At 54.8% G+C, this 23,031-nt stretch carries 18 protein-coding genes and 1 tRNA gene; 5 read left to right on the forward strand and 14 right to left on the reverse strand.

The window, feature by feature from the left end; translation table 11 throughout:
• Nucleotides 1–19 precede the first annotated feature (19 nt).
• The 5 genes from ACW9KT_RS02890 to ACW9KT_RS02910 form a co-directional block, all read right to left on the reverse strand.
• On the reverse strand, nt 20–1,504 hold the full coding sequence (locus ACW9KT_RS02890) for a nicotinate phosphoribosyltransferase (RefSeq protein WP_457077885.1): 1,485 nt from the start codon (nt 1,502–1,504) through the stop codon (nt 20–22).
• A gap of 165 nt (nt 1,505–1,669) precedes the next feature.
• Nucleotides 1,670–2,074 (reverse strand): STAS domain-containing protein, encoded by a 405-nt coding sequence (locus tag ACW9KT_RS02895; RefSeq protein WP_457077886.1) that lies wholly within the window; start codon nt 2,072–2,074, stop codon nt 1,670–1,672.
• Nucleotides 2,075–2,541: 467 nt separating this feature from the next.
• Nucleotides 2,542–4,098 carry an FAD-dependent oxidoreductase gene (locus ACW9KT_RS02900; RefSeq protein WP_457077887.1) on the reverse strand — a complete coding sequence of 519 codons (1,557 nt, stop codon included), beginning with the start codon at nt 4,096–4,098 and terminating at the stop codon, nt 2,542–2,544.
• A gap of 78 nt (nt 4,099–4,176) precedes the next feature.
• Entirely contained in the window at nt 4,177–5,091 is a 915-nt protein-coding gene (locus tag ACW9KT_RS02905; protein WP_457077888.1) for a cyanophycinase, read from the reverse strand.
• A gap of 486 nt (nt 5,092–5,577) precedes the next feature.
• Nucleotides 5,578–6,225 (reverse strand): response regulator, encoded by a 648-nt coding sequence (locus ACW9KT_RS02910; protein ID WP_457077889.1) that lies wholly within the window; start codon nt 6,223–6,225, stop codon nt 5,578–5,580.
• 490 nt (nt 6,226–6,715) lie between these two features.
• Here ACW9KT_RS02910 and ACW9KT_RS02915 point away from each other — a divergent pair, with 490 nt between their 5' ends.
• Nucleotides 6,716–7,366, forward strand: coding sequence for a response regulator (locus ACW9KT_RS02915; protein WP_457077890.1), 651 nt, complete (start codon nt 6,716–6,718; stop codon nt 7,364–7,366).
• A gap of 91 nt (nt 7,367–7,457) precedes the next feature.
• On the opposite strand, the gene ACW9KT_RS02920 is transcribed toward ACW9KT_RS02915, so the two are convergent.
• Together ACW9KT_RS02920 and ACW9KT_RS02925 are read right to left on the reverse strand one after the other, a co-directional pair.
• A complete protein-coding gene (locus tag ACW9KT_RS02920) occupies nt 7,458–8,192 on the reverse strand; it encodes a TIGR04283 family arsenosugar biosynthesis glycosyltransferase (protein ID WP_457077891.1) in 735 nt (244 codons plus the stop codon).
• Between the two features lie 289 nt (nt 8,193–8,481).
• Nucleotides 8,482–8,556 (reverse strand) — tRNA-Arg (locus ACW9KT_RS02925).
• 129 nt (nt 8,557–8,685) lie between these two features.
• Here ACW9KT_RS02925 and ACW9KT_RS02930 point away from each other — a divergent pair.
• Nucleotides 8,686–9,858 carry a DUF2652 domain-containing protein gene (locus ACW9KT_RS02930; protein WP_457077892.1) on the forward strand — a complete coding sequence of 391 codons (1,173 nt, stop codon included), beginning with the start codon at nt 8,686–8,688 and terminating at the stop codon, nt 9,856–9,858.
• Between the two features lie 104 nt (nt 9,859–9,962).
• Here ACW9KT_RS02930 and ACW9KT_RS02935 read toward each other — a convergent pair whose 3' ends face one another.
• The gene (locus ACW9KT_RS02935) at nt 9,963–11,189 is read right to left on the reverse strand and encodes a Pycsar system effector family protein (protein WP_457077893.1); all 1,227 of its coding nucleotides are present in this window, start codon (nt 11,187–11,189) and stop codon (nt 9,963–9,965) included.
• A gap of 290 nt (nt 11,190–11,479) precedes the next feature.
• Between ACW9KT_RS02935 and ACW9KT_RS02940 the strand changes: the two genes are divergently transcribed.
• From ACW9KT_RS02940 to ACW9KT_RS02950, 3 genes are all read left to right on the forward strand, one after another.
• Nucleotides 11,480–15,385 (forward strand): metallophosphoesterase, encoded by a 3,906-nt coding sequence (locus tag ACW9KT_RS02940; RefSeq protein ID WP_457077894.1) that lies wholly within the window; start codon nt 11,480–11,482, stop codon nt 15,383–15,385.
• Between the two features lie 175 nt (nt 15,386–15,560).
• Complete coding sequence (locus tag ACW9KT_RS02945; protein WP_457077895.1) at nt 15,561–16,679, forward strand: DUF6268 family outer membrane beta-barrel protein; 1,119 nt, start codon at nt 15,561–15,563, stop codon at nt 16,677–16,679.
• A 216-nt stretch (nt 16,680–16,895) separates the two neighbouring features.
• Nucleotides 16,896–18,104, forward strand: coding sequence for a YncE family protein (locus tag ACW9KT_RS02950; protein WP_457077896.1), 1,209 nt, complete (start codon nt 16,896–16,898; stop codon nt 18,102–18,104).
• A gap of 134 nt (nt 18,105–18,238) precedes the next feature.
• Here ACW9KT_RS02950 and ACW9KT_RS02955 read toward each other — a convergent pair whose 3' ends face one another.
• The 6 genes from ACW9KT_RS02955 to ACW9KT_RS02980 form a co-directional block, all read right to left on the reverse strand.
• Nucleotides 18,239–19,369: a cytochrome-c peroxidase gene (locus tag ACW9KT_RS02955; protein ID WP_457077897.1), complete on the reverse strand. Its 1,131-nt coding sequence runs from the start codon at nt 19,367–19,369 to the stop codon at nt 18,239–18,241.
• A gap of 134 nt (nt 19,370–19,503) precedes the next feature.
• Nucleotides 19,504–20,277, reverse strand: coding sequence for a hypothetical protein (locus ACW9KT_RS02960; RefSeq protein WP_457077898.1), 774 nt, complete (start codon nt 20,275–20,277; stop codon nt 19,504–19,506).
• A 9-nt stretch (nt 20,278–20,286) separates the two neighbouring features.
• Nucleotides 20,287–20,424: a hypothetical protein gene (locus tag ACW9KT_RS02965; protein ID WP_457077899.1), complete on the reverse strand. Its 138-nt coding sequence runs from the start codon at nt 20,422–20,424 to the stop codon at nt 20,287–20,289.
• Nucleotides 20,425–20,646: 222 nt separating this feature from the next.
• The gene (locus ACW9KT_RS02970) at nt 20,647–21,726 is read right to left on the reverse strand and encodes a cytochrome-c peroxidase (RefSeq protein ID WP_457077900.1); all 1,080 of its coding nucleotides are present in this window, start codon (nt 21,724–21,726) and stop codon (nt 20,647–20,649) included.
• Nucleotides 21,716–22,489, reverse strand: coding sequence for an MbnP family protein (locus tag ACW9KT_RS02975; RefSeq protein ID WP_457077901.1), 774 nt, complete (start codon nt 22,487–22,489; stop codon nt 21,716–21,718). The genes ACW9KT_RS02970 and ACW9KT_RS02975 overlap by 11 nt, the downstream gene beginning before the upstream one ends.
• Nucleotides 22,490–22,603: 114 nt before the next feature.
• Complete coding sequence (locus ACW9KT_RS02980) at nt 22,604–22,975, reverse strand: hypothetical protein (protein ID WP_457077902.1); 372 nt, start codon at nt 22,973–22,975, stop codon at nt 22,604–22,606.
• Nucleotides 22,976–23,031: the final 56 nt, after the last annotated feature.

Raw genomic sequence — 23,031 nt, forward strand, 5'->3', positions numbered from 1 at the left:
TATTGAAGTCGTAGACCTCCTACGCCGGCCGCACCGCCCGCTTCTCCAGAATCAACTGCATGCGGAAGTTGTTCAGGCTTTCTTCCAGCCCCACCGGGTACACGTGCGGATTGAGGAAGCGGCGGATGCTGGGGTCCAGGGCACCTACTTCGCGCTGGGCTTTGGTGCGACTTTCCTCTAAAGTGGGCAGCTCGGCCACTAGCTTGCCGGCTCGGAACACGGGCTCCAGCAGCTCCCGAAACTGAGTGGAACGGATGGGGCGGCGGCGCGTGGGGTCGAGCGGGTCGACGATGGTGAGCTGGTCGGGGAGGGGCTCGGCCGTGTTGTAGAGCATATCGGCGCGGGGCTGGCCTTTCTCGGTTTCGTAGCGGCGCACTTGCAGGATGCCGGGAATGCTGGTTTTGCCGAGCTGCTCGGAGAGCTTGACGCTATACTTCCACTCGTCGGCCGCGTTGGAGCGGAGGGCGGCGAGCTTATAAACGCCCCCCAGGGCCGGCTGGTCGTGGGCCGTGACGAGCTTGGTACCGATGCCCCAGGTGTCGATGCGGGCGCCTTGCTGCTTGAGGCTGGTGATAAGGTGCTCGTCGAGGTCGTTGCTGGCTACGATGCGCGTTTTGGAGAAGCCGGCTTCGTTGAGCAGGGCGCGAGCTTCGCGACTGAGGTAAGCCAAGTCGCCGGAATCAAGGCGAATGCCCCCCAGCTCGTGACCGTTGGCCCGCATCTGCCGGGCTACGCTGATGGCGTGGCGCACGCCTTCCAGGGTATCGTAGGTATCGACTAGGAAAACCGAGTCGTCAGGGAAAGCGTCGCCGTAGGCTGCAAAGGCCTGTTTCTCTTCCTCAAATGACTGTACCCAGCTGTGGGCGTGGGTGCCGCGCACCGGAATGCCGAAGCGCTGCCCAGCCAGCAGATTAGACGTCCCATCAACCCCACCCAAATAGGCGGCCCGGCTGGCGCTCATTCCGCCATCGAAGCCTTGAGCCCGGCGCAAACCGAATTCAAACACCTGATCGGAGCCGGCGGCTTCCCGAATGCGGGCGGCTTTGGTGGCAATTAGGGTTTGAAAGTTGATCAGCGTGAGCAAGGCAGTCTCCAGCAACTGGGCTTGCAGCAGGGGCCCGCGTATGCGCAGCAGTGGCTCGTTGGCAAATACCACCGTTCCTTCGGCAATGGCATCGATGTCACAGGTGAGGCGCAGCGTCCGCAGATACTCGAGAAAAGCCGGCTCAAACATGACCGTGTCGTGGGTGCCGCGCAGGCTTCCTAGATACGACAGGTCATCTTCGGAGAAGTGGAAGTTCTCCAACCAATCAACGGCATAAGCCAGGCCCGCGGCCACGGCATAACCACCATTAAAAGGGGGCTTACGAAAGTAAAGATGGAAAACAGCCTCCTGATCTTGTTTGCCCTGCTTCCAGTAGCCATAGGCCATGGTAAGCTGGTACAAATCGGTAAGCAGGCTAAGCGAGGGGCCGTACAGGCCGGAGAGGGGCGCAGCGTTCATGGGCCCAAAGTACGACGAACCCGGCAGTGAGTTGGGTTTATGGCTGTAGGGCTGCTAAAAGAGGCAAGCACCGCCACGCCACCGAGCGCTGGGCGGCTCAGTAGCATGGCGGTGCTCACTAACAGAAGTGTGGGTAATGACTGCTGCTAACCTTTTGTTGGTATCCTAGGATAAGGCTACGCCCCAGCCCGCGGTCGTCGTCGTGGGGCTTGGACCTATCGGCTTCTGAGCCGCATGGCAGTACAGGGCGGCGTCGAGGAGAGTGGGCACAACGGGCGGACAAGCATCCTCCGAGGAGGTTGCCCTCAGCGTGTCTTGCACTTCATCGGTCAAATGGCAAAGGACAAGTTGGGTATTGCGTTGCCGCAAGCGCTCGTAATATTTGGTCAGCAGGCTCATGGCCCGGATCGACATGTGGCGCAGGGAACTGCAATCCACCCAAATACTAGGTTTACCGCTCCGAGCGGCTTGTTGTAAGGCTTTAGCTAATCCGTATTCTTCGGGGTGACTATGATCTTCTGCTAAGATGAGTAAATAACTTTCGGGCAGTATTTCGCGATGAATCTCCATAAGGAGGGAATAGGGTCATTTGTTTTCGGGGCCATATAGCGCACAGCCGTACGGGAGGAGGGGCAGAGAGAGGGGCCGCATAACGCGACAGCGAGGAGCAAAGGGGGCCAGACCGATGGGTGGGGCACCAATGACTTACCTAATAATGGCCCGCTAGCCTAGATCGGTGCAGCACTTGTAGCCATAAGGGCTAGAGAAACTGCACGAAGCGGAGAGATAGAGAGAGCTACTTGGCCGCTAAGCCTGTTATTCTAATGACACCCATTAACGAACATGGATGCGTATTCGTACAAATTTAGAAATATAAGTCAGCTATTACCTCAGGCAATATACTGGTTTTCAGAAGAGTTAGCTATACCCGAAACTAGGTATTTATAACGGACGAATTCTGCATAAAAGTTAAAAATTTGTCACAAAAAAAGAGCGGCCACATTTCTGGCCGCTCTTTTTTTGTGAGCTTACTGATGTTAAGCCGACGCCAGATCCTGATTGGCAGGCCCGATGAGCAGCTTGCCCAGCGCATCAAAGCGTGAGCCGTGGCAAGGACAATCCCAACTGCTCTCCAAGCCATTCCAGTGCACCACGCAGCCCAGATGCGGACAAATGGCGGAGCACTCGTGGGTCTGGCCTTTGGGGTCGCGGTACACGGCTACTTTCGTGAGGCCCCGCCGCATCACGGCGCCGGTGCCGGGCTGTATTTCGTCAATGCTCGATACGTCGCCACCAGTGAGCAGCTCGGTGTACTCGGTAGCTACATTCAGGTTTTCTTTTACAAATTCATAAGCCGAAGCCGGCCGCAGCGTTACGCGGCCGGGCTCGTAAAGGTCCGCCCAGGGGTTTGAGCGGCCTTGGATAAGATCGGTGACAATAATGGCCCCCAGCGTGCTGTGGGTCATGCCGTGGCCCGAGTCGCCGGTGATGATGTACACGTTTTCCTTATCCAGCGGATTGTGGCCGGCATAGCCCAGGCTGTCGCTAGGCTCCTGCACCTGCCCCGACCAAGCATAGTCGATCTGCTGCACCATGGGAAAACGCTGGCGCGTCCAGGCTTCGAGTCGCTGCAAGCTAAGTTCGGGGTCGCCCTGGCCTACTTTGTGGTCCTCGCCCCCTACCAGCAGCAAGTCGTAGCGGGGCGTGCCGCCGCGGGGACCTTCGGCTACCTCCTGCAAGCGAATGTAGTGGTACGGGTCGGGCGTGTCCCAGTACAAAGCTTGCGTCACGGACCCTTTCGGTATGCGAGCCGCAATAGTATATGTCCGATAAGGGTGCTGCTTGGTATGCATCACTACGCGGTCGTTAACGGGCGTGTTGGTAGCCATCACAACGGCCTTAGCGCGTACAGTGTGGCCGTCGGCCGTCGTCACGTGAGCCTCAGAGCCGCCCTTAACTTCCGACACGTGGGTATTCGTGAAAATTTGCCCCCTGTGGCCCTTAAACCGTCCGATAGCCTCGGCTAACCCATAGAGGTATTTAAGAATATGAAACTGCCCCTGATTAGGAAACACCAAGCACTCACCGGTGCGGAAGCCATGAGTAGGGGAGTCGGGCAGGTGCTCTACGCCCGTCAGCCCAACCCGATGCGCCGCTTTTAGCTCTTTCTCCAGCTCTTTGGGGTCGCCATCCTCGGGCAGGAACAGGTAGCCATCGAGCCGTGTGAAGTCACAGTTGATGTTCTCTTCCACCACGATTTGCTCTATCCGGTCGATGGCGGTGCCGTGGCTTTCGGCGGCCAGGCGGGCGCCTTTCTCCCCAAACAAATGCTCCAGCCGCGTGTAGCGGTCGTCGAGGGCATTAGACAGGTGGGCCGTGGTGCGCCCCGATTCGCCGCTGGCTAGCTCTCCACTTTCCAGCACTATTACTTTTTTGCCTTCGCGCAGCAGGAGATAGGCTGTGGTAAGCCCCGCAATACCGGCTCCTACCACTACCACATCGGCGGTCATGTCTTTAGTGAGCGAGGGAAATGTGGGAGCAGGGGCAACGGTACCAAACCAAGAGGACCGGGTTTTAGCAGAAGTCTGTTTCATAGGTAAGGGTTGGATGGAACACTAGTTCTGCTTGTACGCCAGGCGCAATGGTTGAGTTGGTGAGCAGTAGCACCTGGTCTACAAGTGCAGCTCCGGCGGAATAGGCAGCTCGTATTTTTCTCCAGCACTCAAAAAATGCAGACGCAGGTCGCGGATGGTGAAGGGAGTATCAGGGCTGATCTCGTAGATATTATTTCTAGTGCATTCATTAGCTTCTAGAACAGTAACTAAACCACTACCAATTACTTCTAACTCGTAGCCGTTGCGCACTAATATGGCGGTATCTTCTTCTAGTCCTAGCCCCATACAAGTAGGATTGGTAGCAAGAATCTGCGCCATACGGGCAATGCGCCCCCGCGCAATGAAATGGGTGTCAATTGCTACATCGTGCATAAACTGTAGCCCGGTGGTGATAGATATTTCGCCTTTGCGGAAGCCGGCATCGTTGAGCCCCTGATATATCATGGGGGTGGAAAGGGCGGCCGCGCCGGCACTGGTGCCACCGATGAGAATTTCCTCGTAGGTGTAGCGCTCCTTCAGGCGGGTCAGCATTTTGGTGCCGCCGAGCAGGCCCGTCAGGCGAAGCTGGTCGCCACCCGTAAAGTAGAAGCCTGTAGCTTCATTAATCAGGTCGAGCGTAGCGTCACTGTTGGCCTCTTCCCGCTCACGGATATCCAGCACCTGAACCCGGTTGATACCCAACCGGGGAAAGACCTCCAGGTAATCTTCGGCTGCTTCCTTGGGCTCAGTAGAAGCGATGGGCAGCACCAACACCAAAGGATCGTTACCTTTCAGCTCCTCACAGAAGCGACGAAGAATGGATTCTGGCGCAAAATTGCGGTTTTTGTCCTGGTTGGAGCCACTTTCAGGGGTTTCCCCTTTGTTTTCGTGGCCTCCCACGGCCAGTAGCATCCCTTTGGGTGTGGGGCAGGTGTCTCTGTGACCACGTAAAGCGTCTGCAGCGGAAGTGGGACTTTTCTTTTTAGTAGGCATATCAGATGGGAATTGAGGGAGAGCTTTTGTGCATATAGCACACTTCCTGCATCCGTAATTCTACCCCTGTAAGTTGCCTACCTTGTTGGCTTAATTGCAATACCCAGGGAAAAGCCGGCTGGAGGACTTTTTTACCGTATTTATAACTGAGAGCTGATAGTCAATTGATTGAAGAAGCTAGTGAACTCGTCAGTTATAAAAGGTAGCTCCGCAGTTGTTGGTATATACCTATCTAAAAATCCGTACTACTCTCACCTAAAATAGGTATGTATTCGGTGGTCACTTAAATCCCTTTCCCGTTTATTCAATACTGAAAACAACCTCGCCCAAGCAGTGCTTGGCGCTGGGGGGCATTTCGGACTCCGCCCTCTTCCGCAGATCCCATTCGGGGAGCCTTTCTGCGCTGTGAAAACAACCAATACCTCCTAAAACCAGACCGGCCGCCAGATATCTGGCGGCCGGTCTGGTTTTAGACTATAAACGTCGTTATTCAATCAGCCCTTGGCTGACAGCGTACTTGATGAGGGCAGCCGTGTTCTTGGCCTGGGTTTTCTCGATGATGTTCTGGCGGTGAGTCTCGATGGTGCGCTTGCTGGTAAAAAGCTTGTCGGCAATCTCGGCATTGGTCATGCCTTCCGCAATCAAGGCCAGTACCTCCAACTCCCGCTTCGACAGATCGTTCGGTTTGCGCACCCCGTTATCCGGTAGTGGCGCCGCGGTCGAGACTTGTTGAAGCAGCGTTAAGCCAATTTCGGTACACAGATACTGACGGCCAGCGGCTACAGTGCGAATAGCGTGGGTGATTTCGGAAATGTCGGCGTTTTTGAGAACGTACCCCGAAGCTCCGGCATCCAGCATGCGCGCCACATAGTTGGGGTGGTCAAGCATAGATAGGATCAGCACCTTAACCTCTGGAAAGTCTTGGCGCAGGTGAGGCATGGCTGCAAAGCCATCCATCAGCGGCATGTTTACGTCCATCATCACCACATCACAAGGCGTGGTGGCTAGTATATCGAGCAACTCCTGGCCATTGCCAGCCTCAGCCAGCACTTCCAGCCCCTTGTCCTCTAATAGGAGCGCGCGGATTCCATCACGAATGATGGCGTGGTCATCGGCCAGAATTACTCGAATCATAGGATAGAAGAATAGAAGAGCAAAAGAATTAAGACAGTGCCAACGCCGGCAGGTTTAAATAATGTGGCTGAATTAGATAACAACTCGTCAAGCGGACTTGACCAGGTAGCCAAAGCATGCACTAGCGCAAAACACTAATGCCTCCGGAAATTGATGACCTAGTAACTACGAAAGCCTACTTTGGGTTCGATGGCCACGCGTAGCATACGTTGCTAGAGCAAATAGAGGGAAGTGGAACAATCACCGTCTGCAAACTTTTTGCGTAAAAGTAATATCCCCAGATTATACGTATTTATACGAGATAATAGGATGCTAGGCTACTATTTACTTCAGGGTTAATACGGGAATTTGAAGCTGAAATTATAACCCCCTTCCGTGGAGAGTTATCTTAGTTGAATTTATTGCCAAAAAGTGTCCTTTTACGTCAAACCTACGGTGCTTGCCTCGGTTACTTGTTCCACCACGACCTGTCTTCACCTAGTCAGTTTTCATGATTCGCATAATTCTTATTGATGACCACGCCATTATTCGTGACGGCGTCCGTTCCCTACTCCGCGAAGAACCTGGTTTGGAGGTAGTAGGAGAGGCTGGCAGTGGCACCGAGCTAGTGAACATGCTGGCCACCACGCCCTGCGACGTAGTGGTGCTAGATCTGAATATGCCAGGCTCGGATGGCTTCGCAACCATTCCACTGGTACGCGAACGCTTCCCAGAAGTGCGAATTCTAGTGTTGTCGATGCTGGATAATGAGCGCTACGTGGCCCAGGCTGTCGAGCTGGGAGCTTTAGGCTACGCCCTGAAAAGCACGGGCCGCACGGAGCTGATTTATGCCATCAACACGGTAGCGGCGGGCCATCCGTATTTGTGCACGGTTATCGGGATGGCGCTTCTGCGCAAAATGCACGCGCCTGATACGACTAGCAATATGGCGGCGAAGGCGGCCAGCGGCCTATCGAAGCGGGAGCTGGAAGTGCTGAACCTAATAGCCGAGGGGCTGACCAACGCGGAAATTGCTGACAAGCTCTTCACCAGCAAGCGCACGATCGAGACCCACCGCCAGAACATCATCGAGAAAACCCAGGCCAAGAATACCGCCGCCCTCATCAAGTACGCTGTCAGTCAGGGAATGCTGGCCGACTAAAAAGCCCCCCAGATTACTGGTAAACAATTAACTAGGATACCTAGCCGAAGACCTTTCCGCCGGAAAGGTCTTTTTTATTGTAAACCATCCTTCACAGCTTGTCCTGCCGAATCAAGGTGCGATACACCCGCAGCAGCTGGGGTTGCGAGAAACCTAGGCGGTAGAGTAAGGTAAGCACCGAAAATGCCCCTTGAAGCCGGAAAATGCCATTATCGAGGTACTTGCGGGCCGAGGTCACAACGGTGGCGGGCAATATTTGGAAGCGACCATGTCGCCTCAGCCGCCCGATTATTTCCTGATCTTCGAGCATAATCATATCGGCGCGGTAGCAGCCGGCCTGCTCAAACACCTCCCGGCGAACGAACAGGCTTTGGTCGCCGAAGCGCACGAGCTCTACATCGAAGCGGGTAAACCAAGCACTCACGCGCAAAAACCAGTGTGGGTAGTCGAAGGCAAGGCGGTAGCACCCGCTACCGTAGCCCGCCGGCCCCAACGCCTGCCGAATATCGGCTAAGAACGTGGGCGGTGGATAGGTGTCGGCGTGCAGAAAGTACAGAATTTGCCCCCCAGCCTGTGAGGCGCCGTAGTTGAGCTGGGCCGCGCGGCCTTTGCAGGGGCACAGCACCACGCGGGCGCCGGCCCGCCTCGCTACTTCAGCCGTAGCATCGGTGCTATGCCCATCAGCTACGATGATTTCCAGGTCCGCATTGGGCCCACTACTCTTTCTCAGGTAGGTGAGCAACTCCCCAATGCAATCAGCTTCATTGAAGGTGGGAATGATAATACTAACCGTTTCGGGGGAAGGTGTAATTAAGCCGTGGGGCATGGGGATCCTGAGCGTGGGTGAAAGATCAGGGGAGGGGCGCGGCAGACAGCGAAAAAGAAAAACCTAAATAAACGAGTAACATTCAGTACGTGGGCACTAATAAAATGACTCTAGTACAGTGTGGATCGTGTGTGAACTAATAAGGTGAACATATACTAATAGCCTAATCGTCAGTTTATAACAAAGCGCCTCTAGTGAGTTTATTAATGTTTTTGTTGTTAACACTGACTTCGTTAACATATCGCGTTTTAATAAAAAAACCACTATAAGTAGTTGACTTATAGTGGTTTGGTGGCCCCGGCGAGAATCGAACTCACATCTAAAGTTTAGGAAACCCTTATTCTATCCGTTGAACTACGGGGCCAGTGCAGAAGCTGAAACAAAGGTAGCCCCAAACCCTCGGCTTAGCCAAACCTACGATGAGGGTGCCTGCGTATAGGCGGCAGGCGTGGCGCGTGCCATAGCCATTTTTATATCCTTTTTTCGCTTCTGCATGGGCTTATTGGACGAGTTACATGCTTCGCGGCGCGTAGCAGGCACCAGACGAAAAGCACCCCCGGGTGCCGATGGTGATGGGATGCAGCCGGCCCTGCTTTTTATTCCTGATATCAGTGGCTTTACTCGCTTTATAGAGACCTCCGGGAGCCCACTTGCTCCTTATCTGATTGCCGACCTGCTGGAGATTCTCATCGAGGCGAATACGCTGGATATGGAAGTATCAGAGATTCAAGGCGATGCTATTCTGTTTTATAGGTTGGGGCCGCCACCGCCCGTGCACGAGCTGATAGCACAGTGCCGGAGTATTTTCCTTGATTTTCAGAACTACTTGCGCCTCGTAGAGCGCGACAATGCCTCCGAACTTGGAGCTGCCCTGCGTGCTCATGACCTGACGCTAAAGATCGTAGTGCACTACGGCCGCGTGAACGTGGCTCAGATCCGGCACTTCACCAAGCTAATGGGGCGTGATGTAATTGTGGTACATCGGTTGCTTAAAAACAACGTAGTCGGCAGCGAGTACATGCTGCTGTCGGAGGGGTACTTGAAAACGCAAAATCTCGCTGATTTGAAGCGCAGTTTTACCTGGACCCGCCTGCTGGGGGGCACAACTACCTACGAATACCTCGGCGACATTCACTATCGCTACGCCCATCTTACTCCTTTGCGCTTGCTGCTGCGGGGCCACAACGAGCCCAACGGCGCGCCGAGTGGTCGGGGCAACTCCCTGAAAGTACGCCATGCTATGCGGGTGCCTGCTGCTTATGCCTTCCGGCTGGTGCGCAACCTGCGCCTGCGGCGCGTATGGATGGAAGGCGCTACCGCTGTGCACTACGATATTAGCAAGGCCGACCGGCTGGGTACTAGCTATAAAGTAGATATCAATCGGGGCCAGATTGACTTTCAAACCGTGCAGAGCTTTGAAGGCGAGGAGCGCATCGAATACGTGGAAAAAATCTCCCACTTCCGACTGTTTCCCAACTCGCTGCTTTTCTTTTTTATCGAGGTGGTGGATGAGAAATCCTGCTTCCTCACCCTCGATTTTCGCTATGGCCACGTGGCCAGCCCCAGCCCATTGATTCGCTTTGGGCAATTACATCGGATGCACCGCTTTTTGTACCGCTCTATTAGCAACTTGGCCGTATTGGGTGAGCGTATGGCAAAGGTGTAACACCATAAAGCTTGCACTACATGGCATCTTGCTACTTACATTCCGCATCATAAAAAAGCCCCCTAGAAGTGTTCTGGGGGGCTTTTTTATGATGCGGAATGTAGCTAGGCTTTATACAACAGAACAATGCCAAACGATAAGGCCGTCAGAATCAAGCCGACCATGAAGATGGTGTAGCTGATGCGCAGCAGGCGGTACTTGCGACTTAAAACCTCGCCCAAATAATAAATGTCGGTTATCATGTTGGTGTACATGAGGTCTTTATTGCGCATTAGCTCGTTCATGCCACCCTGGAAATCATCGAGGCTGAGCTTGGTGAAGTTGCCAAAGAATAGAATGTTGATGCGGCGGTTGGTAGCAATGGCGGGGCTTTTCTTCAGCCATTTAAAAGTTGTCACATCGGGCTGGGCCGAGAGGATGGCCGAGACTACTGAGCCCAGCGCCGTAGTTACCAGCAACGCCATGGGCACGGTCAGGATAGGATTGCGCGTAAACTCCGGCCCAATAGACGACGTTTTGGCCCCCAGATAGGTGATAAGAATAGAGAGGATAACCGCGTTCAGGCTAATCATCATATTGGCCTTGTTATCAGCCATCTGTGAAAGCGAAACGTGATTATCATACGTCGTCCGAAACATGGTTTCGACGCCGCGCTTGCCCTCAGCGAAGGTGCCCTGTATTTCTTCCTTCTTCTTTTTCTCCTTCTTCTCTGTCTTCTTGAGCTTCTTCTTTTGCTCCTTTACGTTGGCCTCGTATTGCTCGTGGTAGCGGTCTTGAGCAGCCTTGGTGCGAAACTTAGACGTGAGCAGAAAGTTGAGCTGAAGTTCGGCCCATTCCGTGTTGCTATAGGTTTGGCCCAGCATGGTTTCCCACTCGGCACGCAAGAGCTCCCCACTGGCCCCGAAGTCTTCTCGACCCAGGCTGCTCAGGTCCGCATCCACGAGTAGTTGCTGAAGCTCCGTTTCGCGGGGCTCGTTGCGGTGCGTGGCCCGTATCATGTCCTGAATCAGGGCAATGCGCTCGGGCGGGTAGCCCTGTGCCTGTAGCCACTGCCCCGCCCGCTCCATGCTGCGGTACTCGTGGCCATCGTACGTATCGAGGTAGCCTGTGTCATGAAACCAGGCTGCCAGTTCCAAGGCCTCTAAGTCATCCGCACCTAAGCCCGCGCTCTCGCCCAGCGCGCGCGCTTCTTTCACAGTTGTTATAGTATGTTTGAGCGAATGGTAAACAAGCTGCTTAGGCAACTTTTCCTCGACAAGTGTCGTGATGTAAGCCTTTGCCTGTCGCAGGATGTCGGATTTAGCCTTTTTTATTACTGTGGTTGGTTCCATGAGGAAAAATGAGGTGCGGGGCTGACAGGACTAACCCTAAGCTACTAATTGGCTTAAAACGCGAATTGGTTCCGGAGGTTTTTAGCCAAGACTGAACCGTGTTCTTCCAGCTTACGTAGGGCAGGCACTACCTACAAGTGGTAAGGACGTATTAGTAAAGCATTAAGAATACAATTTTAAGTTTACCAATTTTTTCTTAAACTTTTGCTGGGTTTAATTAACTTAGGTATCCGTTGAAAAAGTTGTTTCTGTCATTAGCCGAGTTTATATAAAAGCTGTTTTACTTCCGTATGAGAAGGTTTTTTCTGTCTTGCTGCCTGCTGCTTGCTGGTCCATGGGGCTTGTCCGTGGCCGTAGCACAGAACCCCCAAACCCCCCGCCCCGAGCGCCCCAACTATAATCATGGAGGGGAGAACTGGCAATCCAAAACGCCCCCCGACAGCAGCACCCTTCGCTATTCGGTTTTTCTGATTGGCGATGTAGGAGCGCCGGAGCTAAAAGCACCTGGTGAGCCTTCTTTGAACTTTATGCGCCGGCAGATGCTGGCCGCCGGGCCGAAGAGCACTACTATCTATCTCGGCGACAACATCTACGAGTACGGCCTGCCCGAGGAGCAAGCCCACGACCGCGAGGTATCGGAGAAGCGCATTACGGCTCAGCTGGATATACTGCGCGAATACGCCGGCGAAAAGTATATGATTCCGGGCAACCATGACTGGAAGCAGGGACGCACCGGCAGCGTGGCGCAGGTAAACCGGCAGCAGCGTTTCGTGGAAGACTACATGATGCGCGACTCGGCCGCCTTCTCCTACACCGGCGACTTCTTTATTCCGCGCGACGCCTGCCCCGGTCCCTTTGAGGTGCGCCTCCAGGACGATCTGGTGATGATTGCCATCAACTCGCAGTGGTTCCTACAAACCAAAGAGAGGCCCTATGGCTCTAACAGCGGTTGTGGCGTAGCCAACGAAACGGACTTTTACACGCAGCTCGAGGATATCATTCAGCGCAACAGGGACAAGAATATTATGGTTATTGCGCACCATCCATTGTTCTCGGATGGTATTCACGGGGGCTATTTCACCCTAGCTGACCATATCTTCCCTATTTCCATCGTGTATAAGTACGCGTTTGTGCCGCTGCCCATCATCGGCTCCGTGTATCCGTTTGCCCGCAAGTACGGCGGCATCAGCCAGGATATTCCGCATCCATTATATCAGGCGTATAAAAAGAGCCTGATGGAGATTTTTACCAAGTATCCGAACGTGGTGTACGCCAACGGACACGAGCATAACCTTCAGTATTTCAAGGTTAACGATACCCACTTTATTACGAGCGGCTCGGGCTGCAAAACCCAGCACGTGCGTACTGGCCGCGACGCTGGCGCTACGTTCTCGGATAAAGAAAAGGGCTTTTCTCGCGTCAACTACTACGCCAATGGTGAGGTCTGGACGGAGTTTTGGGTTCCGTCCGGCAACGGTGAAACCGGGCGTATGGTGTTCCGCAGCCCACTGTATGCCAAAAAGCCGTTACCGCCGGTAGCCCAGGTAGGACTGGTAGATGAGGTAAATTTGCCCCCCAGCGCCGACTTCCGCGACAGCACCGTAACTGTGGCTATTAACCCACGCTACGCGCAGCGGAGCCGTTTCTTCCGCTTGTTCTTCGGTGACCACTACCGGGCCGAGTGGGCTACGCCCGTGCGCTTTCCGGTGCTGGACTTAGCAACCGAGAAAGGTGGCCTCACACCTTATAAGATAGGTGGCGGCAAACAAACAGCTTCCCTCAAAGTTCGCAACGAAGAAGGCCGCAATTACACCCTGCGGGGCTTGAACAAAGACCCATCGGCTGTACTGCCTGAAGCCCTGCGCGAGGGAGCGGCAAAGGATATTTTACAAGACCAGATTTCCTCGCAGCACCCTTACGGATCGTTTGTGCTGCCTCCCCTGGCCTCGGCGGCTGGTATTCTGCATACCAATCCTGAGCCGCGCTATATCCCGCAGGATCCACTGCTGGGGCAGTACTTTGAGAAGTTCTCGAATACGCCCGCCGCACTGGAAGAAGATCCCAAAGATGACCAGAGCGATGTAGCCTCCTTGGGTAATGCTACCAACTTGGTTGGCAGCGACCGGGTGCTGGAGCGCTTGATTGAGGATAATGACAACCAGGTCAGGGAAAAGGCTTTCGCCCGCTCACGCCTCTTTGATATGTGGGTCGGCGACTGGGACCGCCACGAGGACCAATGGCGCTGGGCCGAGCGGAAAGACGACGATGGCGACCGGAAGTTTACGGCCGTGCCCGAAGACCGCGACGTGGTCTTCTTTAAAGGCGACGGCCTGTTGCCTTACCTAGTAAGCCGGGGTTGGGGTATCCGTAACTTCCAGAACTTTGGCTACGATTATGCTGATTACAAAGGTCTTAACCTGACTGCGCTGGCCAATGACCGCGTATTTATGGCTTCCGTAACCAAGGAAGACTGGGTGAAGCACGCTGAGGAAATGAAAGCTGCCCTGACCGATGAGGTAATTGAGAAAGCTTTCCGCGAGCGCTGGCCCGAGCAGATTTATAAGCTACACGGCCCCGAAATAATTGCCAAGCTCAAGAGCCGCCGCGAATTGCTGCCTCAGCTAGCCGCCGATTACTACGCGGTGCTTTCCAAAATTACGGAGGTGAAAGGCAGCAGTAAGCGAGAGAAGTTTACAGTAGACCGCCTGCCCGACAACAAAACCCGCGTACAAGTCCAGAAAATCAACAAGGATGGGGAGCTGACCAAAAAGCTCTACGACCGCACCTTCGATAACAATGTTACCCAGGAAGTGCGCCTCTATGGCTTTGCCGGCAATGATATTTACAACATCAATGGCGACGTAAGAGACGGACTTAAGCTGCGCATCATCGCCGGTACCGACCGCGACTCCATCATCGACCGGTCGAATGTGCGCGGGCCTGAACATCAACTGCATATCTACGATGCCGATACGGGCAACGTCATCATTAAGGGCCGCGATGCCCGCCTGCGCTTAGAGCCTGGTACTGAGGTGAGCCGCTACGACAACCCCAACCGGGCCGACCGCAAAGACTACCGCCTCGATTACATAGGGCCCACGCTGTACTTCGGTTATAACGTAGACGACCGGCTGTTTTTTGGCGGTGGCGTTACGTACCGTAACTACGCATTCCGTAAAGAGCCCTTCGCATCCGATCAGTCGTTAGTCGCTAACTACTCGCCTTCCCAGAAAGCGTATAATGTGCGCTACCGCGGTGTGTTCACGGATATGTTTGGCAAGTATGATCTGAACGTGACCAGCCAACTGTACGGCCCACAGTTGCTGTACAACTACTTCGGCCTAGGTAACGACACCAAGAATGTGCTGGCTGACCGGGAAGGCCGCGTGCGCGCCCGCGACATCAACGAAACTTACCGAATCCGTTTCTCACGCTTCTATGTATCGCCGGTACTGGAGAAGGATGTATTCAGCTTCCTGAAAGTCGGATTTGGCCCCCAGTACGATCAGTTTCACGTTGAGCGCAACCCCATTGGCAGCGAGATCAACAACGGCCTCGACCCAGAAAGCGACAACGGCGTAAGTGGGGCCGCAGTAGGCATTCGGGCTTCCGATTTTGGCACGAACCGCTACGCTGGGGGGCGTTTTTACATGAACATCGACGCAGCCAGCTCGCCCAAGAATCCGCGCATTGGCCTGCGCTGGTACAACTCCGCCGAATATAACTTCCAGCTCAACGGCGAGCAGCTCAATTTTGGCCGTTTGGCATCAGAATTCCGCTTTTACCTAACGCCCAACTTTCCGTTCCAGCTCACTTGGGCCGGTCGTATCGGGGGCGCCCGCAACCTGGGCGACTATCGGTTCTTCCAGGCCAATACCTTGGGTGGCACCACCAACCTGCGCGGCTACCGGCGCACGCGCTTTGCCGGCCGCAGCACGGTGTTTGCCAACGCGGAGGTGCGGCTACAACTCTTTACTTTCAACGCTTATCTCTTCCCCGCTAAGTTTGGGGTAATGGGTCTGGCCGATGCCGCCCGCGTGTTTAGTCAATACGATCAGCGCACAGGCCTGCGGGCCTATCACACCGCCGTTGGTGGTGGCGTTTGGGCCGATATTCTGAAGCAAGTGGTAGTTAATGCCACTTACTCGGTCGGCGAGGAGAATCTGGTTTTTGTCGGCTTCGACTTCCTGTTTTAGAGAAACAGTCAATTTAAAAAATGGTCAAATGGCCGGTTGTTTAAACCGTTGCTGTTTGACCATTTTTTCTTGTGGCAGCACCCCAATTTATTGGCCGTTTTTTAATGAAAGACGTTAAGCCCACAATCAGCCATTTTGGGCTTTCTGACGAAGTTATTTCTAGTCTATTATGACAATGATTTCTGCCTTTTCGCGCCGTGGGGGGCAAATTTTAAGAGTAGCGCTTGTTCTCTTCGCTGCCAGCGGGGTGCAGGCGCAAGACGTGCCGCCTCCCACTGGGCCGCCCCGTACGCGGGTGTATCCGGCCCCCGCGCCCCTGCCCCAAGATTCGGCCTCCTTAGCGACAGCTACCCGAGAAAAAGAGTTTGCTAATCCTTCGGTTTTAGGACAAGGCCCCAGCAAGGGTCTCATTTTTCACTACGAGCGCACTTCCCGCTTTGGTATCACATCGGAGGCGCGGGACAACCCTATTTTCGCAAATCGGAAGGGAACAGTAAGCGATAATGACCGCTTCACGGTGAAGGGCTACATCCCAATCTGGAATCGGCCCCACCTTAAGATGGTGATTGGAGTAAATTATGAGCGAGAGGAGTTTGAGTTCACCGATAAGCCCACCGGCTACCAACTCTACGACGAGTTGGAGGAGAAGGGCCTCAAAACTTTGGGTACTCAATTAGTTGTGCTCCGCCCTATTGACGAAAATAATTTTGTGCTGGGCCGGGTGAAAGGCGAATTGAATGGCGACTATACTTCCTCAGAGCTAAAGCTTAAAGACTATCTGCGTATGTCCTATGAGCTGGTATACGGCTGGAAAAAGTCGCCCACATTTGCCTGGGGCATCGGTGCACAACTGGGCTACACATTTGGTCGCCGCAGCATTTGGCCGGCTATTATGTACAACCGCACCTGGAGCGACCATTGGGGTGTAGAGGCCCTGTTTCCGGCCCGCGTGCTGATACGGCACAATGCCTCGGCCAAGTCGCTGCTCTTTGCTGGCTATGATGTCAATGGCCTGAGCTATATTCTGAAGTTTCGCGAGCCTTCGCCCATCGACCCGACCCTTAGAACGGTGGAGCTACGCGAAACCGAGTTGAAGTTTCGCGGCCGCTGGGAGCGTGAAATCTATGACTTCCTGTGGTTTGGGGCCGAAGGTGGTTATCGCTACAACAACTCCTTCAACGTATTTGACCGTCGCAATGGCCGCACCAAAGTCCTTGATAATAAGCTGGCTGGCGCCCCGTATTTCAGCTTCGAGATATTCTTGGTGCCGCCTCGCAAATTCACGAAGCAGTAAAATTAATGCTATTGGTACACATAGAAAATGCTCCGCAGCCTGTAGCTGGGGGGCATTTTCTATAATACGAAGCTTGCGTATTGGTGCAAACAGTTGCCATCCGGATAGTAACAGTAAGCGGTGATTAGAAAATATAGCGTGTCAGAAATATTTAACACAGAATTAATGAATGCAACAATGTTTCATGTATACATTTGCAACAAAGATGCAAAAACTATGAAACAACAACTCCTCTATCCGTTAGCTACGCTGTTGCTAGCTACCACCCTTACATCCTGCGACAAAAGCAGCGAAATCGAGCCAGCCAAACCCGAAACCGAAAGCGCTTTCGCCCGCCTGCTCATCACCGACAAAAGCTCGACGACCGTCACGCTGCTGAACCCGGCTAAGAATGAGCAGACCAGCTTTCAAACCGGATTTGGGGGCAGCGCTGTGTATCCAGCCGGTAGCGGCCGGTTCGCGGCCGTCGTGAACTCCACTAATAGCTTGGTTGAATTTTTCGATACCGGTATTGAGGCTCACGACGACCATGTACATATCAAGGGTACGCCTAAGTGGGCCCTCACACGTTCCACAGCCCCGCGGCCCTCGCACGTTGTGGCCTCACACAACCGTTTCAGCATTTTCAATGATGGCGATGCCTCCATTAGCTATGTGCAGGAAGGGGAGCTGCACACCCGCGCTGTACCTACCAACGTGGTGACCGGCGCGGCTCATCATGGAGCCATGCTGCTGTTCAACAACGGTAACTATGTGGTGACGCACAAAGACAACACTGTATCGGGCACCTTGCCCGAGCGCGTGAAGATTGTGAATGCCCAGGGTGTGGTGGTGGCGCCTTCCACGGTGGCTACCAAAGGCATGCACGGCGACGCCACCGATGGCAAGCTGGCCTTGTTTGGGGCTCCAGATGGGGTATTGGCCATTACGAGCACTGGCGAGCAGCGCCTGATTCCGTACCCCACCGGCTCAGGCGACAATTGGCTTTCTACAATTTATTACGCCGAGGGTGCTCGTACTTTTCTGGGCTCGCGGGCTGGCTACGGGTTATTTCGCATCAATACTACTACTAACACGATGACCCGGGTAGGTACGGCCACGGCCCTAGTGCGCGTGAGCCTTGACGCGGCTGGTAAAGACATCGCAGTGCTGGAGGAGAATGGGCAGCTAACGGTATTCGACGCGGCCACCGGGGCGGAGAAAGCGAGCCGCTCGCTCACCAGCCTCATTCCCGACGCCAAAGCTGCCGGGCCCTACCTAGCAGCCAGTAACCGCTACGTGTACGTCACAAATGCCCCCCAGGGCAAAGTACACATGCTGGATAAAGCTACTCTGACCGAAAAGCAGACTTTTACCGTAGCTGGCGAGCCGCTGCGCCTGGCGTTTGTGGGCGCGGATAGTGATAGCGAAGACGGCGGTCATTAAGCCGAACGTAAACAATTAGCCCACTAAATACGCAAAGTGCCCGCCCAGCTTATGCTAGGCGGGCACTTTGCGTGTAACTGCATTATCCTAGATAATACACTAGGACAAACGGCCTGCTCATCGGGCAGTTATTGCTATGGTTTGAACGGGTCCGAGAAGCGCTTATCCTGCACGAAGGATGAATCGGTGAGGGTGTGCAGAAACTGAATGATCTGAGCTTTTTCGGTAGGTGTTAAGGCCAGGGTTAAGCCAAACTCTTCGTTTGACGCGTTAAGCATAAGCGGATCGGCGTTGGGCGTATTGCGCTCGAAGTGGTCGTTGTAGTGGTCAAGCACTTGCTCCAGGGTTTGGAAGCGGCCATCGTGCATATAGGGGGCCGTAAGGGCGATATTGCGCAGTGAAGGCACCCGGAACTTGCCATTGTCGGTGGGAAGCTGGGTGACTAAGGCGCGGCCCCGATCAGCAAAGGTCAAGTCCAAGCCGTTGTTGCGAAACTCGTGGTCGGTTTGCAGGTCGCCGCCGTGACAGTCGCCACAATTGCCCCCCCGAATGCCAAAAGACGGATCGGGATGCACATAAAACAGCTGCCGACCCCGTTCCTCATCACGGGTAAGGGCCGTTTGCTGACGCCGCCACCGGTCGTATTTGGAGTTGCCCGAAATGAGGGTGCGCTCAAACTGAGCTAGGGCTTTCAGAATTTGCTCTTCCGTAATGGGCGTGGTACCGAAGGCACCTTGAAATAGCTTTGGATACTGGGCATCCTGTTGGAGCTTACTCACGCTGGCCGCCAGGGATTGGTGCATCTCCACGGGGTTTTCCAGCGGTAGGCGCGCCTGTTGCTCTAAGCTAGAGCTGGCACCATCCCAATTTAGGCGAGGTTCCCAGAGCAGGTTGGCTAATGACATTGCCCCCCGCGGGTGCTCCAGTCCATCGACGCCTCTTGCCCGCGCCCGGCCATCGGTAAAGGCCAGCTTTTGTTGGTGGCAGCTTCCGCAGGAAAGCGTGTTGGTGCGCGACAGGCGGGGCTCGTGAAAAAGCATTCGACCCAAAGCCACGCCCTGCTCGGTGAGCGGATTATCGGCCGGAATAGTATAGCGCGAAGGAAAATGGGACGGCACTGCCAAAGTATAGGGCGTAGGCGCCGCCGGAACCGTAGGCTCTGGCATAGTAGGGCCGCCCGTTTCCTTCTCCGACCCGCAAGCCGCAAGCAGAAACCACAGCGCCAGCAAGCGCCACCCACCACAAGAAGCAAAAGAGTGCAGCATGAATAGAAATTTACGAAAAGCTACGTGGCTAATAGCATGTATTGTAGAAAGGCGTCTGGAGGCAGGTCGCTTATGGCGGATAGATAGCACCAATCTGGCTTACAAAATGCCCCCCAGGTAGTCAAATTGCCTTTCTAAGAACGCTTACTCAACCAATAGCGGCCTTGCTGTAAGCTGTAGCCTAGCGCTACTACCACCCGCCCCGCGCTGGCCGGATGGTCGGTGGAGGCGGTATACACCGGAAACTGCACGCTGGTATTGAGCGAAAAGTTCCGGTAGTACACATCCAGGCCCGGCCCGAGCAAAGCGTTATTCATGGCATGCTCACCGGTAAGGTGGCCATCGAGGGTTTCGCCAGCGGTTTTCTCATAAAAGACCTGCGCCGAAGGATAGACTTGCCACTTGCCTTTAAGCGGCACGCGGTAAAACAAGCTGGCAAACGTAGCCGTGCTGGGAGCCAGGCTATTCTCGAAGGCATTGCGGGTGGAGCGCCGGTAGCTGGTATTTAAGCTCAGGCCCACGTTGTGAAAGCTGCCGATGTAGTTGGCATACACAAAGCCATCGGTGGTGCCGGTGCCGGGCTGGTTAAGCAAGGCATAGCGCCGGCCGTTGGGGCTAGTGCGGCGGAAATCACCGGTAGGTAGCTTAGCGCCACCACCCACGATCAGGCGGCTCTGTACTCTTAAGGTTTCGATGTTGCGGATAACGTGGTAGCCCGCAAATACCGTCACGTCGCCGAGGCCCTCGGTATTCAGCTGGCGCCCGTTTATTTGGGAGGTATTCATCACGTAAGGTATAAACACGTTCAGATCCAGGCGCTTGGCCAGGAAATACTTGCCGCGCAGCTCCACTACCCGGAATATCTCATAGTCAGTGGGGGTCGCTAGTATGGTTGTGCGCGTAGCCATCGTCGTGGTTTAGTTGACGGGGAAAGAAGGGGCGGGCGCCCGTCGGAAAAAATCGGGCGACTGGCCAAGCAGTTGGTAGCCACTGAAGCTGCGGTAGCGGTGCATCAGGGCGAAGCTGCTTTGGTTATCGTAGGGCGTGATTTCCATAAAGCACCCGCAGATGTCGCAGGCCCAGCAGGAGGAGAAGGCAATATCTTTTCATAAAAAGGAATAATGGTAGAAATGGGCAGTGAAGCCCCGACTTTCCTCATGTGCAGCCTTAGGGTAGCTAGTGCCTATCATTAGCTTAAAAAGCCCCCAGACGTCATGTGCAACGATAGAGGTGCCCCGACCGAAAAAGCCGTGGTACTACGCGGGCAACTTAGCCGGTTAGGGTTGCTCAGCTAGGCGCTTATCGCGCAAAAACTGCTCGTCGGTGAGGGTATGCAGGAAGTCGATGAGGTCGCGCTTTTCCTGAGCAGTCAGGACTAGGCCCAATTTGCCCCCCGGCCCGCGCAACAGCGGATCGAGGGTAGGCGACGCCACGACGCCGCGCTCATAGTGGTCGAGCACCTGATGCAGCGTCTGGAAACGGCCGTTGTGCATGTAGGGCGCCGTGCGGGCCACGTTGCGCAGGGAAGGCACCTTAAAGCGGCCTACATCGGTGGCCCGGCCCGTAATATGCGCCCGGCCCGAATCGGCCTCGAAGCTGAAACTCAAGCCGTTGTTCCGAAACGAGTCGTCGCTAAAAAGATCGGTTGTGTGGCAAGAGGCGCATTTCTGAGTGAATACGGCTTGCCCGCGCACTTCCGCTTCCGAGAATACGCCGCCCGCTTCCTTACGCACGTAGCGGTCGTAGCGAGAGTTGGCCGACGTGAGCGAGGCAGTAAACTGCGCCAAGGAGCGCAGAAACTGGTAGGAGTCGATGGGCTGGGTGCCGTACACGCGGGCAAAGCGGCGCTTATAGTTGGGGTCAGCGTTGAGCTTGCGTAGCACATTTTCCAGGGTTTCATCCATCTCCACGGGGTCGGTGATAGGAGCCAGGGGCATCGTTTCCAGGTTTTTAGGCCCGCCATCCCAGAAGAAATCCCGCTTCCAGCGCAAATTCTGCAGGGCCGGGGCGTTGCGCTTGCCCAGTCTGCCATCTACGCCATGACTCACGCTGTGGCCGTCGTGGGCAAAGGCCGCAAACTGCTGGTGGCAACTCCCGCACGACACGCTTCCGTCGCGCGACAAGCGGGCGTCGTAAAATAGCGTGCGGCCCAACTCGAATGCCGCCTGATTGGGCGAGTTTTGGCTAAGAGCGTACACGGGCACTGGGAAATTAGTGGGCAGCACAGCACCCGGCACCCGCTCGACAGGGTGCACGTCGCGGTCGGGCTGGCAGCTGGTCAGCAGACAGCCCGTTAATCCGAGCACTAAGGCTTGCGAGTAGCTTATGCCCCAGCACAACGCTGGCTTAGTTGGCATGGATATGATCTACCCGAAACATCCCGTCGGGCGAGCTATAGTTGTTGGCTACGCGCACCGAGTTGGGGCCGCCCATGGTATTCGACAGCTCCGCGAAGCGTACGGGGTTGGGTCCCACAAACAGCTTGAGCACATCTACCTTGAAATGCACCTCCGGCGTATGGTCTTTGCGCACCAGAATGCTCTTGCCGTTCAGCGAGGGCGCCACCGTCCGGATCGTGTTATTAGGTGACTGAAAACCGCCGATGTGAAACACAAGGCCGCCCGTACGCGCCTGGGGTGAGGTGCCTTCCAGTTTCACGTAGATATAGCCTGAGTTCCAAGTCCAGAACATGTCGCTGGGAGCTAATGCGCCCTGCTGCACCCCCGACACGTTGCGGGCACTATCTACACCGATGGTGAAGGTAAGGCCGGTATAGTCGCCCACGGGCACGTCGGTGAGGGTGAGGTGGCGCGAGGCTTCATCAGCATGGTTTACCAAGTAATAACTTTCGGGCTGCACATACTCAGTGCCATCGGCCTTCTGCAGCTTGATATTGGACAGATAGTAGCGAAACGTGTTTACCGTGAACTGGTCGCCTAGGCCGGTATTATACGTGGTAGTGTTCAGCGTAAGTGGAATGGAGCCTACTACGTGGTCCATTTCCAGTTCCAGGGTCCCTACGCCGGCTTCAGGCTCGGCATTATTTTTCTCGCAACTGGTAAGTAGGCTAGTGGCTACGAGTATAGCAAAAAAGAAAGAGGATTGCTGATAAAACTTCATCCTTGGTAAAGTAAAAGGGTACAATCTGATACGCATAAGCACGTGCCAGCACGCTCCAGCGGAACGGCTGATCAGTGAGTGGTTGGCTGCCTTAATTAAGACTGCCAACGTGGCTCAGACCCAGGAAGGAGGATGAAAAATGCGGTGTACGAGAGCAAAAACGTAACGTACCGGCCGCTGGGGGGCAAATTTGTCTCCCGGCAGCGGCCACTGCTGCGGCTGCGTCAACCGCAACGTAAGCGGGGCTAGTACGTCCATTTTTACTTTCGCAAAGCCCGCCGCCGGGGCTTTACTTTCAGTGGCTTTGCGCAGCTCCTCGCTTAAGTGGCACCGCCCGTTGCATTGCATTTGGGGCTTGGCCTTGTTCACGCAAAACATTTCTGTAATGCGCGCTTTGTGGGCTTGATAATCCAACACCAAAAGCTCCCGACTAAAGGTCTGGAGCAACATAAGCGTGGTGAGAAGATAAGCCAGAAAGCGAGTCATGGCGAGCGGCCCGGAAAGCTACGGGCGCCTAAATATAAGCCCCGAATACCAAAGAC

It is taken from the genome of Hymenobacter sp. HD11105 (genome assembly GCF_054051685.1).